This window comes from Chryseobacterium subflavum, assembly GCF_055762745.1.
Map to the genome: position 1 here is coordinate 883,055 of NZ_JBVTMR010000001.1, position 17,510 is coordinate 900,564.

A 17,510-nucleotide genomic window follows, 5' to 3' on the forward strand; every position below is an offset into this window, starting at 1 on the left:
ATCTGAAATGAAATGAGCTTTACAAAAATGAACATCAAAACTTCCATTATTACAGTCATCATGTTTTCCGGAATGGTAAATGTCAGTGCACAGTCTTATCAGAAAACAGATTCAGGATTGAAGTTTTCTGCTGATCATATGAATGTTGAAGTGAAATTTTATGGAGAAAATACGATCAGGATTATTAAATATCCCGCAGGCAGATTATTTGTCAAAAATAGTTTGTCGGTCATTAAACAGGAGCAGAAAATCAAATTCTCAGTTTCAGAAAAAAATAATATTATTTCATTAACAACAAATGACCTCCTGCTTTCTATTAATACTAAAAATGGAGTGATCACTTATACATTACCATCCGGAAAAGAGCTTTTGAAAGAAACCGCAAATGACTTCAAGCCATTCAATGATGCCGGAACGCAGACTTATTCTGTAAGACAGGATTTTCAGCTTGAAAAAGACGAACCTATTTACGGTCTGGGAATTCTGCAAAATGAAAAAATGTCCCAGCGGAATACCGATGTAAAAATGATTCAGAATAATACCTGGGATTTTGTGCCTTTTTTCCAGTCTGTAAAAGGATATGGTGTTTTTTGGGATAACTATTCACCCACACAATTTACGGATACGCCTCAGAAAACCTCTTTCTCATCAGAAGTGGGAGATGGTATAGATTATTATTTTATCTACGGAAAAAATGCCGATGGAGTCGTTGCCGGAATGCGTGATCTTACAGGTACCGTACCCATGCTTCCTTTATGGACATATGGCTACTGGCAAAGTAAAGAACGTTATAAAAGCCAGGATGAACTGACAGAGGTGGTTAAAAAATACCGTGATCTGAAAGTTCCTTTAGACGGAATCATACAGGATTGGCAATACTGGGGAAATAATTACCAGTGGAATGCCATGGACTTCATCAGCCCCGATTTTCCGGATGCTAAAAAAATGGTACAGGAGATCCATGATATGAATGCCCATCTTTCGGTTTCCATCTGGTCGTCATTCGGACCAATGACCAAACAGTACCGTGAAATGGATTCAAAGGGAATGCTTTTTAACATCAGCACGTGGCCTGAATCAGGCCGCGAGGTCTGGCCTCCGGATATGAATTATCCTTCCGGTGTCCGTGTTTATGATGCGTACAATCCTGAAGCCAGAAATATATATTGGAAATACCTGAACAAAGGCGTTTTCAGCCTTGGTGTAGATTCCTGGTGGATGGACTCAACAGAACCTGATCATCTCAGCCAGAAAGCGGAAGATCTGGACACTAAAACCTATCTTGGCTCATTCAGAAAAGTAAGAAACGCGTATCCGCTGATGACGGTAGGTGGTGTTTACGATCATCAGCGTGAAACCACCAGTGATAGAAGGGTTTTTATTTTAACAAGGTCAGCATTTGCAGGCCAGCAGCGATATGCAGCCAACACCTGGTCCGGAGATGTCAATTCTTCCTGGGAAACATTGCGCAAACAGGTGCCGGCAGGATTGAATTTCAGTCTTACAGGAAATCCGAATTTCAACTCTGACATCGGCGGTTTCTTTGCTGGTACTTACAAAAGAAATGGAGGTTCAAAAAATCCAATGTTCCAGGAACTGTATGTCCGATGGCTGCAGTATGGAACCTTTACACCAATGATGCGCTCGCATGGAACCGATGTTGCGAGGGAAATTTATCAGTTTGGAAATAAAGGAGACATTGTGTATGATGCGATAGAAAAATTCATCAGACTGCGTTACAGTATGTTACCTTATATCTATTCTGTTTCCCATGATGTTTCAAAAAACGGGTCAAGCTTTATGAGAGCCCTTTCTATGGACTTTCCTTCAGACAGAAAAACGTGGGATATGAATAACGAATATCTTTTTGGAAAATCATTGCTGGTGGCGCCGGTTCTCAATGCCCAGTATACTCCTGAAAAGACAGTTAAAACCGATGAAAATGAAGGCTGGAATAAAACCGACAGCAATAAGGATAATTCGGTTTCAAATATAGATTTTACTCAAAACAAAAGCGTGAAAGTTTACCTTCCGGAAGGAGCAGATTGGTTTGATTTCTGGACCAATGAAAAATACAGTGGAGGGAAAGAAATTCAGAAATCTGTTAATCTTCAGACTATTCCTTTGTATGTAAAAGCAGGAAGTATCATTCCGTTAGGCCCCGATGTACAATATGCAACGGAGAAAAAATGGGATCATCTTACCATAAAAGTTTATCCGGGAAGCGATACCGATTTCATTGTATACGAAGATGAATTCGATAACTATAATTACGAAAAAGGATTCTATACAGAAATACCTTTTCACTGGAACGAAAAATCAAAAACACTAACGATAGGTGACCGGAAAGGTAAATACAAAGGAATGATTGAGACAAGGAGTTTCAACCTGATTCTTCCTGATGGTCAGCAGAAAACAGTGGATTATTCCGGGGGAAAAACAGATATCCATTTTAAATAAACTTAAAATATAGGAGTATGAAAAATTTAAGTTTGATATTAGCATTGGGATTTTTCCAGATTTCTTTCGCTCAAAATCCGATTATCCAAACCAAGTATACTGCAGACCCGGCCCCGATGGTTTATAAGGATACGGTTTATCTTTATACGAGCCATGATGAGGACGATGCTTTCGGATTCAAAATGAAAGACTGGTTATTATACACTTCTACAGATATGGTCAACTGGACAGACCACGGTGTAGTGGCTTCGCTCAAAGATTTTAAATGGGTAAATACCGACAACGGTGCCTGGGCACCACAGGTTGTCGAAAGAAACGGTAAATTCTATATGTATTGTCCAATGCCGAACAATATGGGGATTGGTGTTTTAGTGGCGGACAGTCCGTATGGTCCTTTCACCGATCCTATTGGTAAGCCTTTGATCAAAAATTCTCTGGATGATATCGATCCCACAGTTTTAATTGACGACGACGGGCAGGCTTATCTGTACTGGGGAAATCCCAATCTTTGGTATGCTAAACTGAATGAAGATATGATATCTCTTGCCGGACCAATCACCAAAGACCCTTCGTTTGCGAAGGTGAAAGACCAGCCAGATCCTTTCAAGTATCAGGAAGGACCTTGGGCGTGGAAAAGAAACGGAATCTACTATATGGCTTACGCATCAAAATGTTGCCCGGAAGGGATTGGTTACGCTATGGCAAAATCACCTACAGGACCCTGGAATTATGGAGGCGTGATTATGGATGGCGACCAGAGATCCAGCGGAAATCATCCCGGTATTATAGATTTCAAAGGCAGATCTTATGTTTTCGGATTCAACCATATGCTTAGGATGCAGACCATGAGCAAGCATTACGAACGCCGGTCTGTCAGTGTCACAGAAATTACCTACAATGCAGATGGAACCATTCAGAAGCTTCCTTTCTGGACTGTGGATGGAGCAAAAAGAGTGGGTACTCTGAATCCTTATAAAAAAGTTGAAGCAGAAACGATGGCTTACAGCGAAGGCCTGAAAACAGAAATGGTCACAGAATGGGAACGCAATCAACCCTATAACAGAGGCAAAAAAATCACAGACCGCATCATCGTTACTTCAATTAACAATGGTGATTATATTAAAATCCAGGGAGTAGATTTTTCCAAAGGCGTAAAATCTTTAGATGTGAATGTTGCATCTCTCTATGGAGGAAAAATAGAAGTACATTCAGATGCTCTTAATGGACCTGTGCTTGGCGTTGTTAACGTTACAGGAAAAGGTGAGGGCGACTTATATAAAACCATTAATACACCTCTGAAAAGTGTAAGAGGAATTCACGATTTATATTTTGTTTTTAAAGGAGAAAAAGACCTTTTCTATTTCGATTGGTGGAAATTTAATTAAATCCAAATTTTTAAATAATGTTGAAGACGAAAATACTTTTAATTGCTGTAACATTTTTGCTGTCGGGAAATATTTTCAAGGCGCAGTCAACTGTTTGGTTAGATCAGTTGGATTTGAGCGTTGTAACACAGGGGCACGGAAAACCGGGCATCAATACTTCGGTAGACGGAAAACCTATAACCATTGCCGGCGAAGTTTTCAAAAGAGGTTTCGGAACTCACGCTGAAAGTTCTTTGTTGATTAGATTAAACGGGAAAGCAAAAAGCTTTACCGCAATGGTGGGAATGGATGATGAAATCAAAGGGCAGAATCCCGCTGCCGAATTTGAAATTTATGGCGACAACAAAAAACTTTGGTCAAGCGGGGTCATGAAATTAGGCGATAAAGCAAAGCCTGTTTCTGTTTCGCTGGAAGGTGTAAAACAATTAGAATTAGTCGTAACAGACGGCGGAAACGGACCTTATTATGACCACGCCGATTGGGCAGATGCTAAGTTTGAAACAGCGGACGGTGCAAAACTGATAACATTTAACCCGATTTCGTCAGTACCTTATATTTTAACGCCAAAACCTGCGGCAACTCCAAAAATTAATTCAGCAGGCGTTTATGGAGTTCGTCCTGGCTCACCTTTTTTGTTCAGGGTTGCAGCAACGGGCGACAGACCAATGACTTTTACGGCAAAAAATCTTCCGAAAGGTTTAACAATAGATTCAGAGACCGGAATCATCACTGGAAAAATAGATTCTAAAGGAAGTTATGAAGTGACTTTGAATGCTAAAAATACGAAAGGTTCAGCTTCAAAAAAATTAAAAATAGAATGTGGGGACAGAATCGCTCTCACGCCAACAATGGGCTGGAATAGTTGGAACTGCTTCGGACATGAAGTTTCTGCCGATAAAGTGAAACGTGCAGCAGATGCTCTTATAAAGTCAGGACTAATCAATCACGGCTGGAATTATATCAATATCGATGATTCCTGGCAGTATAACAGAGATGGAAAAGATCCTTCATTCCAGGGAAAAATGCGTGATGAAAACGGTTACATCCTGACCAATTCCAAATTTCCTGATATGAAAGGTCTTGCAGACTACATGCATAACAATGGCTTGAAAATGGGAATTTATTCTTCCCCCGGTCCATGGACCTGTGGCGGATGTGCCGGAAGCTACGGCTACGAAAAACAGGATGCTGAAAGCTACACCAAATGGGGCGTTGATTACCTGAAATACGACTGGTGTAGCTATGGCGGAGTAATTGACGGGCTGCCGGATAATGATCCTGATAAAGTTCCTTCTCTTGCCTTTCAAGGAGGCGGAGATTTGGATAAAGGCGTGAAACCATTCAGACTGATGGGAAGCCTTTTGAAGCAGCAGCCGAGAGACATCGTGTACAACCTCTGCCAATATGGAATGGGTGATGTGTGGAAGTGGGGTGATGAGGTCAATGCACAATCCTGGCGTACCACCAACGATATTACAGATACCTGGTCAAGCGTAAAGAATATTGCCCTTGCTCAGGACAAGGCAGCTCCTTTTGCGAAACCCGGAAACCGGAACGATCCGGATATGCTGGTTGTTGGCGTTGTCGGCTGGGGAAATCCACATCAGAGCCGGTTGAAGCCTGATGAACAGTATCTTCATATGAGTCTGTGGAGCATTTTTTCAGCCCCGTTGCTGATTGGCTGTGACCTTGAGAAACTGGATGATTTCACTTTAAACCTTCTGACGAATGACGAAGTTATTGCCGTCAATCAGGATGCTTTGGGAAAACAGGGGATTTGTTTGCAGACCATTGGTGAGCTCAGAATTTATGTCAAAGAGCTGGAAGACGGAGGAAAGGCAGTAGCTTTTGCCAATTTCGGAAGAGAAAAAGTGACACTGTCATATAAAGAGTTCAAAAAATTAGGGATTTCCGGTGTTCAGGCGGTTCGTGACCTTTGGAGGCAGAAAGATATTGCGAAAATCAATACGGACAAAAAAGGTCTTTCATTGGACATTCCGGCACATGGTGTTGCCTATTATAAATTCATTTCACTCAAATAAATAAGATTAAGATATGAATCAACGAAACTTTAAATATATCACACTTTCTTTTCTGTTGGCAGGGATTGGTATTGCTGCACAGAATCCTGTTATTCAGACCCACTTTACACCAGATCCGGCTCCCATGGTCTATAAAGGGAAAATGTATATTTATACAGGGGATGATCAGCCGGGATTTGATTTTTATACGATGACCAAATGGCGGGTGTATTCCACGGAAGATATGGTCAATTATACAGACCATGGTTCGCCTATTTCTTTAGAGTCTTTCAGCTGGGCGCGGGACAGAGCCTGGGCAGCACAGTGTATTGAAAGAAACGGTAAATTCTACTGGTATATCTGTGTACAGACCGTTGACAACAATATGGCTATTGGGGTTGCGGTGTCTGACAGTCCTACAGGGCCTTTCAGAGATGCTTTGGGAAAACCTCTGATTTCAACCGGAACATGGGATAATATTGACCCGACAGTTTTTATAGATGATGACGGACAGGCTTATCTGTATTGGGGAAACAGTAAATTATTTTATGTGCAGCTCAATAAAGATATGACTTCTTATCAGGGGAAAATCACAGAAATTCCGCAATCGGTAGAAGCTTTCGGTGGACTGAGACGTCCCGGGAAAAGTGATGAGGTTCTGCAAAAACAGGAAAAATTTGATGATGTATATGTAGAAGGACCATGGCTTTACAAGCGAAACAATCAATATTATATGATGTATGCCGGAATGACCGGAAGAACAGAATGTTTATCCTATTCAACCAGTCCATCGCCAACCGGGCCGTGGAAATATCAGGGAAAAATAATGACCGACCAGCCTACTAACAGCTTTACCAACCATGGCGGAATTATCGATTTCAAAGGAAAGTCCTACCTGTTTTACCATACCGGACTATTGCCGGCCGGAGGAAGCTACGGACGCTCAACTGCTGTAGAAGAATTCAGATATAATGCTGACGGGACTATTCCGAAGATCACCATGACCAAAGAAGGTGTAGCTCCGGCAGGAACCTTAAATCCATATCAGAGAACCGAAGCCGAAACTATGACCTGGTCGGAAAAATGCAGCACTTCCGAAAACAGAAAAACCGGAGTATATGTCTCCGATGCCAGAGCAGGAGGGTATATCAGGGTCCGTTCGGTAGATTTTGAAAAGGGAACTTCAGGATTTTCAGCTTCAGTGGCCGCAGGAATTGATGGTGGAATTCTGAAAGTTCATCTGGATGATGTTAAAGGGCTGAAAATAGCCGAGATTGAAATTCCGAGAACCGGTGGCTGGGAAGAGTTCAAAACCCTGACCTCAAAAATTTCAGAATCCGTTTCCGGTGTTCACGATGTCTATTTTGTGTTCCAGGGCAAAAATATTACGGCAGGAAGAAAGCTGTTTAATTTCGATTACTGGAGCTTTCAGAAAAAATAAAACTGACTATGAAAAATACAATACAATATATACTGGGGTTTTGTCTGATAGGCTTTTCCGAAGGTTTATCAGCGCAGAACCCTATTATTCAGACCAATTATACTGCAGACCCGGCACCAATGGCGTACAATGACAGGCTGTATGTGTATACCACACACGATGAGGATGATTCCACCTGGTTTACCATGAACGACTGGAAAGTATATTCCACCAACGATATGGTCAACTGGACAGATCACGGAACAATCCTCTCGTATAAAGATTTCGACTGGGCAAAACGCGATGCCTGGGCCGCACAATGCGTAGAAAGAAACGGAAAGTTTTTTTTATATGTTCCGATGTGGTCCAAAATCAATAACAAAGGCGCTATAGGGGTTGCCGTTGGCGACAGTCCGTTTGGACCTTTTCATGATCCGATGGGAAAACCTCTTGTTCAGAGCGAATGGGGAGATATTGATCCCACCGTTTTTGTGGATAATGACGGACAGGCACATATGTACTGGGGAAATCCTAAATTAAAATACGTAAAGCTGAATGAAGATATGATCTCCTATTCCGGAAATATTACAGAAGTTCCGATGACCGAAGAATCATTTGGAAAAAGGGACGGAAAGCCTAACCCGGAAAGACCCACAAAATACGAGGAAGGCCCGTGGCTGTACAAAAGGAAAAACCTGTATTATCTTTTCTGGCCGGGAGGTCCGCTTCCTGAATTCATAGGCTATTCTACAGGGAAAACAGCACAGGGACCCTGGAAATATGGAGGAATTGTAATGCCTACGGAAGGGAAGTCATTCACCAATCATCCCGGTGTTATTGATTTCCGGGGGAAAACCTATTTCTTTTATCACAATGGTGCATTGCCGGGCGGAAGCGGGTTTACAAGATCAGTAAGTCTGGAAGAGCTTACCTTCAATAAAGACGGTTCCATTTCGCCATTTAAAATGACCAACGGAATTACAAAAGCTATCGCGACAGTTAATCCTTATTCATTCAATCAGGCAGAAATGATTGCATGGTCGGAAAATGTAAAATCCTATCAGAATAAAGAGGCTGGTGTTTTCATCAAAGCAAAGAAAAATGGAGCATATACCAGTGTAAAGAATGTGGATTTCCGGAAAAAAGGAGCCACTGCATTCTCTGCAAGAGTAGGAACTACCCATAACAGTGACGTAACAATGACCGTTCATCTGGATGCTGTGAACGGCCCGGTTGCCGCAACGGTAAAGGTTCCGCTTACAGGTGGAGATGACCGCTGGGAAACGGTAAAAGTTCAGATGGCTGAAAAGATTACCGGTATTCATGATCTGTACTTTGTATTTAATGGAAAAAGCTCAACAGATATTATGTATTTTGATTACTGGACCTTTCTTGAAAATAATTAATTATGAGAAAAAAAGTTTTATATATCGTATTCAGCCTGTTTCTGATCAGCAAAAGCTTTGCGCAGGTAGCAGAAATTTCAAGCCCTGATGGGCATATGAAGCTTCAGGTTTTTTCAGAAGATGGGAAAGCCTTTTATGATGTTATCCTTCAGGGAAAAATAATGCTTGAAAAATCCCCGTTAGGCTTAGTCACCAATGAGTCCGATTTCTCAAAGAATATGAAGTTTGTGGACAGCAAAAAAGATATCGTTTCTAAGAAATATACGAACGAAAAAATCAAAAAATATGAGATTGATTACAAAGCCAATACTTTATCGGCTAATTTCATCAATGCAGATCAGCATGAAATAGGCATTGAATTTCAGGTGAGCAACAACAATATTGCTTTCCGTTACAATATTCCACCGATGAAAGAGCGGCTGAGTGTTGTGGTACAGTCAGAAACTACAGGATACAGATTCCCGTCACAGACAACTACCTTTCTTTCACCTATGATGAAGCCGATGACAGGTTTTGCCCGTACAGCGCCAAGTTATGAAAGCGGCTATAAAGCAGATGCTGAGCTGGGAATGCCATCCGATTACGGATACGTTTTCCCTGGCCTGTTCCATATTGGAAATGAGGGCTGGGTATTACTTTCCGAGACAGGAGTGAACAGTACGTATTGTGCTTCACACCTTGAAACCACAGCAGAAAAAAATCTTTACAAAGTCGCTTATCCGAACATTGCTGAAAATAACGGTTTCGGAAGTACCGGAGCAGCCGTCTCTCTTCCAGGAAAGACGCCGTGGAGAACAATTACAGTGGGGAATTCTTTGAAACCTGTTGTGGAGACCACGATTCCTTTTGATGTTGTAGATCCGATGTATGAGCCGTCACAGGATTATCAGTTCGGAAAATCTACATGGAGCTGGATTCTTTGGCAGGATAACAGTATGAACTATGATGATCAGGTGAAATTCATCGACCTTGCTGCTGCACTGAAATATCAGTTTATTCTTATGGATGCGCTTTGGGATAAAAACATAGGTAAAGACCGCATGAAAGAGCTTATTCAATATGCAAAATCTAAAAATGTCGGGGTATTGCTTTGGTATAATTCCAATGGGGCAGCTAATGACGCACCGATGGGACCGAGAAATAAAATGAGCTCATCCGTTGAACGGAAAAAAGAAATGAAATGGCTGAAAGAAGCGGGCGTAAAAGGACTGAAAGTAGATTTTTTCGGAGGAGACAAACAGGAAACCATGCGTCTTTACGAAGATATTCTGTCGGATGCCAACGATTTTGGACTAACTATTATTTTCCATGGAGCTACTTTACCGAGAGGCTGGGAAGTAATGTACCCGAATTATGCAGGAAGTGAAGCCGTTCTTGCCTCAGAAATGCTCTATTTCTCAGAAGATGTACGGAAACAGGAAGCTTTTTTTGCCACACTTCATCCTTTCATCAGAAATACAGTGGGAAGTATGGAGTTTGGCGGCACTTTCCTCAACAAATATTTAACGAAATCCAACAGGGATAAAAATAAAAGACATACTACGGACGGCTTTCAGCTGGCTACAGCAATCCTGTTTCAGAATCCCGTTCAAATGTTTGGTGTAATGCCGAATAATCTGACCGATGCTCCGGAATTTCAGCTCAGCTTCATGAAAGAAGTTCCGACACTTTGGGATGAAACCGTTTTCATAGACGGCTATCCCGGGAAATATGCCGTGGTTGCGAGAAGACATGCGGATCAATGGTATGTGGCTGGCGTAAATGCCGAGAAGCAATCCCAAAAACTGAAAATAAAGCTTCCGATGTTTGCCGGGAAAACAGTCAGATTGATTAATGATGATGCACAGGGAAATTCATCGGAAAAAGAAGTGAAAGTAAATGCAAAAGGCGACTTTACGATTGAAATTCAGCCGAACGGAGGATTTGTACTAAGAAATTAAAGATTGATAAACAAAAACAGGAAAAATGCGCTTCAAAAACTTATACATCTTTATCATTTCGGGATTTTTGGTTTCCTGCTCTTCCTCACAGAGTCTGGAAAAGCAGTCATCCAAAGACCGCTGGCTTACCACCTGGGCAACAGCTCCCCAATTGGTGGAACCCAAAAATCTTCCACCGGAACCGGGGCTTTCGGGGAACACCCTGCGTCAGATTGTGCGTGTATCTGTGGGTGGAAAAAAATTGCGGTTACGTTTTTCCAACAAATATTCCATGGACAGTCTGGCTGTAAAAGCGGCTTCTATTGCCGTGCCATCCGATAGCAGCAATGTAGATGCAGCCACCATCAGATCATTAACGTTTGAGAATAAAAACAATTTTAAAATTGCTCCCGGATCTGATATTTATTCTGATGAAGTGAACTTTAACCTCAAACCTAATTCGTTACTGGCTATTACAATTTCCTATACAAAAGTAACCCAATCTGTCACCGGACATCCGGGGTCAAGAACAACTTCTTTTATTGTTAAAGGTGAGCAGGCCAATGCTGCAGTATTTAAAAATCCTGTAAAAACAGATCATTGGTATTCACTTTTTAACATCGATGTAAAGACCGTTGAACCCTCGTATGCGGTGGCTATTATGGGAAATTCCATTACCGACGGAAGAGGATCGGGAACCAACAGGCAGAATCGCTGGCCGGATATTTTTTCGCAGCGGTTACTGGCGAATCCTTCAACCAGGAATGTAAGTGTCCTTAATTTCGGAATTGGTGGGAATTGCGTAGTGCGCGGCGGTTTGGGTCCTACAGCATTAGACCGTTTCGATTATAACATCCTCAATCAGCAGAGTGTAAAATGGTTGATCATTCTGGAAGGAGTGAATGATCTGGGAGGAACAAGAGATGCTGATGACGCTTCCAAAAGAACAGAAGAACTGATTGCCGCATACCAGGTGATGATTGATAAGGCACATGCTAAAGGGATCAAAGTGTACGGAGCAACGATTCTTCCTTTCGGAAAGTCATTCTACGACAAACCTTTCCGCATCGAGGCCTGGAAAAAAGTAAACGATTGGATCAGGAACAGCGGGAAGTTTGATGCTGTCATCGATTTTGCAAAACAAATGCAAAGTGAAAATCCGGAAGTCATCTTAAACGATATGCACGACCATGATTTTCTTCATCCCAATGAAGCTGGTTACAAAAGAATGGGAGAATTTGTGGATCTGAACTTATTTAAAAATTAAAATCAAAAAGATATAGTATGAATTTTACAAAAAACATTTCGCTGTTTCTTACGTTGTTGTTTATATTTTTTGTAAAAGCAACCGAACCATTTATTTCTTTTGCTAAGACAGAAAATTCGATGGTATTGAAAGAGCGTAATTCAGGTTTGATGCTTTTTTCAGACAGCGATTCGGACAAAGGAATTCTGCGTGCCGTTGCGAATCTTCAATCTGATTTTCAAAAAGTAACCGGTGTTCAGCCTAATCTGGTTTCCCAAAACTCCGGAGTAAATGGAATGATCATCATTATTGGTGAAGCAGGTAAAAGCAAGACCATTGATAATTTAATTCGTCAAAAAAAGCTGGATGGAAAAACATTAACAGGGAAAAGAGAAAAATATATCATTCAGAATATCAGCAATCCTTTTCCGGGCGTTTCTGACGCCATTGTGATTGCGGGGAGTGATAAAAGAGGAACGATTTACGGGATTTATGAAATGTCTAAGCAGATAGGTGTTTCACCATGGTGTTATTGGGCAGATGTTCCGATTGAGAAAAAAGAAAATGTATACTTTAAAAAAGGAATATATACCGATGGCGAGCCTGCTGTAGAGTATCGCGGTATTTTCCTTAATGATGAAGAACCTTCATTGGGAGGATGGGCCAGAGCAACATTTGGCGGAGTAAATAGTAAATTTTATGAGAAAGTTTTTGAGCTGATCCTGCGTCTTAAAGGAAATTACATCTGGCCGGCAATGTGGGGAAAGGCATTTTATGACGATGATGCTCTGAGCGGGCCACTGGCAAATGAAATGGGTATTGTCATGGGAACTTCCCACCATGAGCCTATGGCTTTGGCACAAACCGACTGGCACAGGTATATTAAAAAAAATAACCTCCCGAATGTCTGGGATTACGCTAAAAATGCGGAGGTTTTACAGAAATTCTGGAAATCCGGAATGGAGAGAAGTAAAAACTGGGAAAAACTTGTTACAGTAGGAATGCGGGGTGATGGTGACGAAGCGATGGGAGAGGGAACCAATATTTCCCTGCTGGAGAAAATTGTAAAAGACCAGCGTAAAATCATTGCTGAGGTTGCCGGAAAAAAAGCTGAAAAAACACCTCAGGTCTGGGCATTGTATAAAGAAGTTCAGGACTACTATGATAAAGGAATGAGGGTTCCGGATGATGTTATTCTGCTTTTCTGTGATGATAACTGGGGAAATGTAAGAAAGCTTCCGGACCTCTCAAAACCTTTGCATAAAGGAGGCTATGGAATCTATTACCATTTTGATTATGTAGGCGGACCAAGAAACTCCAAATGGATCAACATAAGCCCCATCCAGAGAGTCTGGGAACAGATGACCCTTTCCTATGCACACAAAGTAGATAAGCTTTGGGTCGTGAATGTAGGAGATTTAAAACCTATGGAGTTTCCGATCAGTTTTTTCTTGGAAATGGCCTTGAATCCGAAGCAGTTTAATGCTAAAAACCTTTTGGAATATACTGAGAAATGGGCTGCTCAGCAGTTTGGAGAAAAACACGCCAAAGAAATTGCCAGGATGATTAATCTATATGCCAAATACAACAGAAGAGTAACTCCTGAAACCCTTGACAGTAAAACATACAGCCTAGAGAATTACCATGAATTTGAAACGGTTTTAAATGATTACAGAGCATTGGCCGTAGAAGCTTTACGGTTAAAAGAGCAGATTCCTGCAGAATATCAGGATGCGTATTATCAGTTGGTTTTGTATCCGATTGATGCATGCAGTAATTTATACGAAATGTATTATGCGGTGGCAAAAAACAGGGAACTGGCAGCGAAAAAAGATCCTGAAGCCAATTTCTACGCAGATAAAGTGAAGGCATGTTTTGAAAGAAACGCTTACCTGGATAATCAATACAATAATGTGATTGCCGGCGGGAAATGGAAGCATATGATGGATCAGATGAGGATAGGATATAAAAGCTGGGCAGACGGAAAAGAAAATATAATGCCTGAAGTGACCTATATTTCTGACGCTGAGGTTCCCAAAGAAAAGGTATTTCAGGAGAAAAACGGCTATGTTTCCATTGAAGCAGAAAATTTTGCAAGAATGAGCAATTCTGACCGGATCCATTGGGAAGTGATTCCTGATTTTGGAAAAACAAAGTCGGGAGTGACAACGTTTCCACAGAATGCCTATCCAAAAGCTGATGAAAATATCTGGCTGGAATATGATATTAATTTTGAATCCAAAGGGGAGTTTGAAGTCCAGTTACTATTAGCACCGACTTTAAATTTTAATCATAATAAAGGATTGCGTTATGAGATTTCTTTTGACAACGAAACTCCTCAAATTGTCAACTTCAATGGTCATTACAAAGGTGAATTGGGAAGATGGCAGTTAGAACATATTATTAAATCTATTACAAAGCATTCGGTTCAGCAGGCTGGAAAACACACTTTACGTTTCAGAGTGCTGGAACCCGGCATTGTCCTTGAAAAACTCCTGATCAACACAGGAGGATTAAAACCCTCTTACCTGGGCGCTCCCGAAAGCGAAATGCTTCACTGAGTGACCCAATACTCATCACAAACAACACATTAATTATGAAACATTAATCTTAATTCACATTCCAATCTGAAATACAGTTCCCTCACAGAGAATGAAGAGAAAGAACAGCGAATGATTTTGTAAGCAACTTTATTTAACAGATCGCTGCCTGATAGTATTCAGGGTATTTTCCTGACGGTTTTTGAAAATCAACCGTCTTGATAGGGAGTCTATTGCCCTTACTTTAATTGTTTACGATCAAAATCACGACTATCTAAAACTAAACCATTATGAAAAAAATTTTAAGTCTTGTAACCATTCATTCTATAGCTCTGTTTTGTAGCCTGATGCTGCATGGACAGCTTACAACTGTAAAAATTGATAAGAATATTCCTTATCAGAAAATAAAAGGATTCGGAGGATTTGTCTGCAGTCCCCAGTTTGCGTATAACCATATGTCTACATCAGAGATTCAGAAGCTTTGGGGAGCTTCCAGTGAAGGTGGATATAATATTATGAGATTATATATTCCCGAAAACAGCAGCAACTGGAGTTCTGTATTAGCTACAGCACAGCTCGCCAAATCTATGGGGCTTACCATTTTTGCTTCGCCTTGGACCATGCCCGCAGCCTGGAAAACCAATAACCATGTGAATGCAGTGTATACTGATGCGAACGGAGTACAGCAGGTGGGATATTTAAAGCCGGAAAATTACCAGGACTATGCGCTTTATCTTAACAGCTTTGTTACCTATCTCCAGAACAATGGAGTAGATCTTGATTATATCTCCATTCAAAATGAACCGGATGAAATGGCACAGTATCAGGGATGCATCTGGACTCCTGCGCAAATTACCAATTTCATCAAGAATTACGGGCAACTCATCAATTGTAAAGTGATTGCCCCGGAAAGTGTGGGATTTACGGATAATTTTGCCAGTGCTTTGCTGGATCCTGCGGCAATGGCCAATTTTGAAGTGTATGGAGGGCATCAATACGGGCTTATGCAGTCTACCTACAAACAATTCCAGAATTATAATAAAGAAATCTGGCAGACAGAATATCTGATCAACTGGAACTCTTCATCCACCCAGCCGGCCCGTGACTTCAGCTGGAATACAGATGCATTTACCTTTGCCAGCAGTGTCAACAATGCATTATTGGGTAATGTCAATGCCTGGATTCATTATTCTGCCAAACGTTATTATGGCTTAATGGGTGACGGAACTTACGGAACTCCCGCAGGTGTAATGACCAAAAGAGGTTACATCCTTTCTCATTATGCCAAATACACAACAGGAAAGACGAGAATAGAAGCTAAATGGGATGACAAAACAGGTGTTTTACAGGGTTCTACCTATATTTCGCAGGATGGAAATCAGGTTGTTCTTATGGTTATTAATCCTTCTCAGAACTCCTATAGTTTAAAAGTTGATCTGCCTTTTTACACGACTTCAGGAACAAAAGTACTGACCAATACGCAATCCAATATGGTGAGCACACCTATTTCTTTGAGTACGGCAACATTCCGGCCTACTGCTGATATCAGCCCTTCCAGTATCATGACTTTCGTTTTTAATAAAAGCGGTGACAGGCCTGCTTCTCTCATGACAGGCGGTGATATTCATTATAATAAAATTGAAACACAAACTCCTACCAGTGCAGCTTTTGGGACAGGATTCAATATCAGCAATACAACGGTGACGTTCTCCAATCCAAGTCCTCTTATCAGCAATAACATGACCGCAGCTAATGGTTATCTTCAGCTTAACGATAGGTACAATAAACTGATCCTGCATGTAAACAGCTATACAACGGCGGGACAAAGTTACTCAGACAATACGACTTTATACTATATCAACAGCCAGGGCGTAACGAAATCATATAATTACGGCAAGATTAATTTTCCGCAGGGAGGAAACTTCGATATCACCTTAGATATTTCAAGGCAGGTGCTTACAGACGGATGCAAAGGAATTTTAGGACTGAGAAATTCCAATTACAGCTCTGTGCTTACGATTAATCTGGGAGATGTTTATTTCAATGTAGGTAATGAAATTGCTTCAAAATTCGGAGGTACCTATTCCGCAAGTGACAGCTATCTGATGGATGCGCTGGAAAATGGCTACTACACTTCTGTAGACTTCAGAAATGCAGCAGGAGTTACTTCCTCCAATAACTGGCAGCCTATGAGTGCTAACTCTAACAGCATTTATTATGTAAATTCAAACGTAAGTTCATCTGCCAATAATGTGATCTCCGGTACTACATGTTCAAATCTTATCCTTTCCGGTCAGGGTATGGATTTTCAGGTGCCGTTTAACTTCACAGCCAATGCTGCCTCTTACAGCCGTACATTTAATGGTTACGATGTGCTGATCCTGCCATTCCAGGCTAATATACCTTCCGGAGTTACTGCTTATCTGATGTCTCCGAATGCCAATAATATCAGCTGTACCGCAATTTCAAACGGAATCATTCCTGCAAACACTCCGGTAATCGTCAATGCGACAGGGAATATTACTTTCAGCGGTACAGGAAATGTTTCCACACCCAAAGCAATCACGGTCAATCAGATGAACGGAGTTTACCAGGGCATCAAAGTTCCGGCGAATGCTTATGTGCTGAAAACAGAAAACGGAGTAACAGGTTTCTATAAAGTAACTGCCGGAAATGAGCCTTTAATTGGTACTTTCAAAGCATATCTTACAGAAGAAAATACTTATTCTGCCAACGTTCTTCCTTTAAACTTCGGATCGTTAAGCACCAGAGATATTTCTGCTGAAATTAAAAAAGAGTTTGTAAAAATATATCCTAATCCGGTAAAAGCAGAGCTTTTCATTGATTCTGATCTGTCAGAAGCTGCTGCCACCATTTTTGACGGAAGAGGAAGCATCATCAGATCCGGAATGAAAATAAATTCAGGGAAAAACCAAATTAATGTGGGAGATTTCCCGGCCGGTATTTACTTTATTGAGGTTACTCAAAAAAATAATACAATCGTAAAACAAAAATTCATCAAAGAGTAAACTGAATCCGAAGCCATCATGAGCACTGCTTGTGGTGGCTTTATTTCCACAATTTAGTAGATGAAAACCAAAAGTAAGTAGGAT

9 protein-coding genes are annotated in these 17,510 nt (G+C 41.1%); all 9 read left to right on the forward strand.

Annotation, left to right across the window (positions count from 1 at the left end; genetic code table 11):
- Positions 1-12: 12 nt before the first annotated feature.
- The 9 genes from AC0INN_RS03950 to AC0INN_RS03990 all read left to right on the forward strand — a co-directional run bounded on the left by AC0INN_RS03950 (position 13) and on the right by AC0INN_RS03990 (position 17,426).
- Positions 13-2,460 carry a glycoside hydrolase family 31 protein gene (locus AC0INN_RS03950; RefSeq protein WP_306611826.1) on the forward strand — a complete coding sequence of 816 codons (2,448 nt, stop codon included), beginning with the start codon at positions 13-15 and terminating at the stop codon, positions 2,458-2,460.
- Between the two features lie 17 nt (positions 2,461-2,477).
- Positions 2,478-3,845 (forward strand): glycoside hydrolase family 43 protein, encoded by a 1,368-nt coding sequence (locus AC0INN_RS03955; RefSeq protein WP_306611828.1) that lies wholly within the window; start codon positions 2,478-2,480, stop codon positions 3,843-3,845.
- A 17-nt stretch (positions 3,846-3,862) separates the two neighbouring features.
- A complete protein-coding gene (locus AC0INN_RS03960; protein WP_306611829.1) occupies positions 3,863-5,887 on the forward strand; it encodes an NPCBM/NEW2 domain-containing protein in 2,025 nt (674 codons plus the stop codon).
- 13 nt (positions 5,888-5,900) lie between these two features.
- Complete coding sequence (locus AC0INN_RS03965) at positions 5,901-7,307, forward strand: glycoside hydrolase family 43 protein (protein WP_306611830.1); 1,407 nt, start codon at positions 5,901-5,903, stop codon at positions 7,305-7,307.
- 8 nt (positions 7,308-7,315) lie between these two features.
- Entirely contained in the window at positions 7,316-8,692 is a 1,377-nt protein-coding gene (locus AC0INN_RS03970) for a glycoside hydrolase family 43 protein (RefSeq protein ID WP_306611833.1), read from the forward strand.
- 2 nt (positions 8,693-8,694) lie between these two features.
- Positions 8,695-10,632, forward strand: coding sequence for a glycoside hydrolase family 97 protein (locus AC0INN_RS03975; RefSeq protein WP_306611835.1), 1,938 nt, complete (start codon positions 8,695-8,697; stop codon positions 10,630-10,632).
- Positions 10,633-10,657: 25 nt separating this feature from the next.
- The gene (locus AC0INN_RS03980) at positions 10,658-11,878 is read left to right on the forward strand and encodes an SGNH/GDSL hydrolase family protein (protein WP_306611837.1); all 1,221 of its coding nucleotides are present in this window, start codon (positions 10,658-10,660) and stop codon (positions 11,876-11,878) included.
- A 17-nt stretch (positions 11,879-11,895) separates the two neighbouring features.
- Positions 11,896-14,418 carry a glycosyl hydrolase 115 family protein gene (locus AC0INN_RS03985; protein WP_306611839.1) on the forward strand — a complete coding sequence of 841 codons (2,523 nt, stop codon included), beginning with the start codon at positions 11,896-11,898 and terminating at the stop codon, positions 14,416-14,418.
- Positions 14,419-14,687: 269 nt separating this feature from the next.
- Positions 14,688-17,426 (forward strand): T9SS type A sorting domain-containing protein, encoded by a 2,739-nt coding sequence (locus AC0INN_RS03990; protein WP_306611841.1) that lies wholly within the window; start codon positions 14,688-14,690, stop codon positions 17,424-17,426.
- The last annotated feature ends 84 nt before the right edge of the window (positions 17,427-17,510 follow it).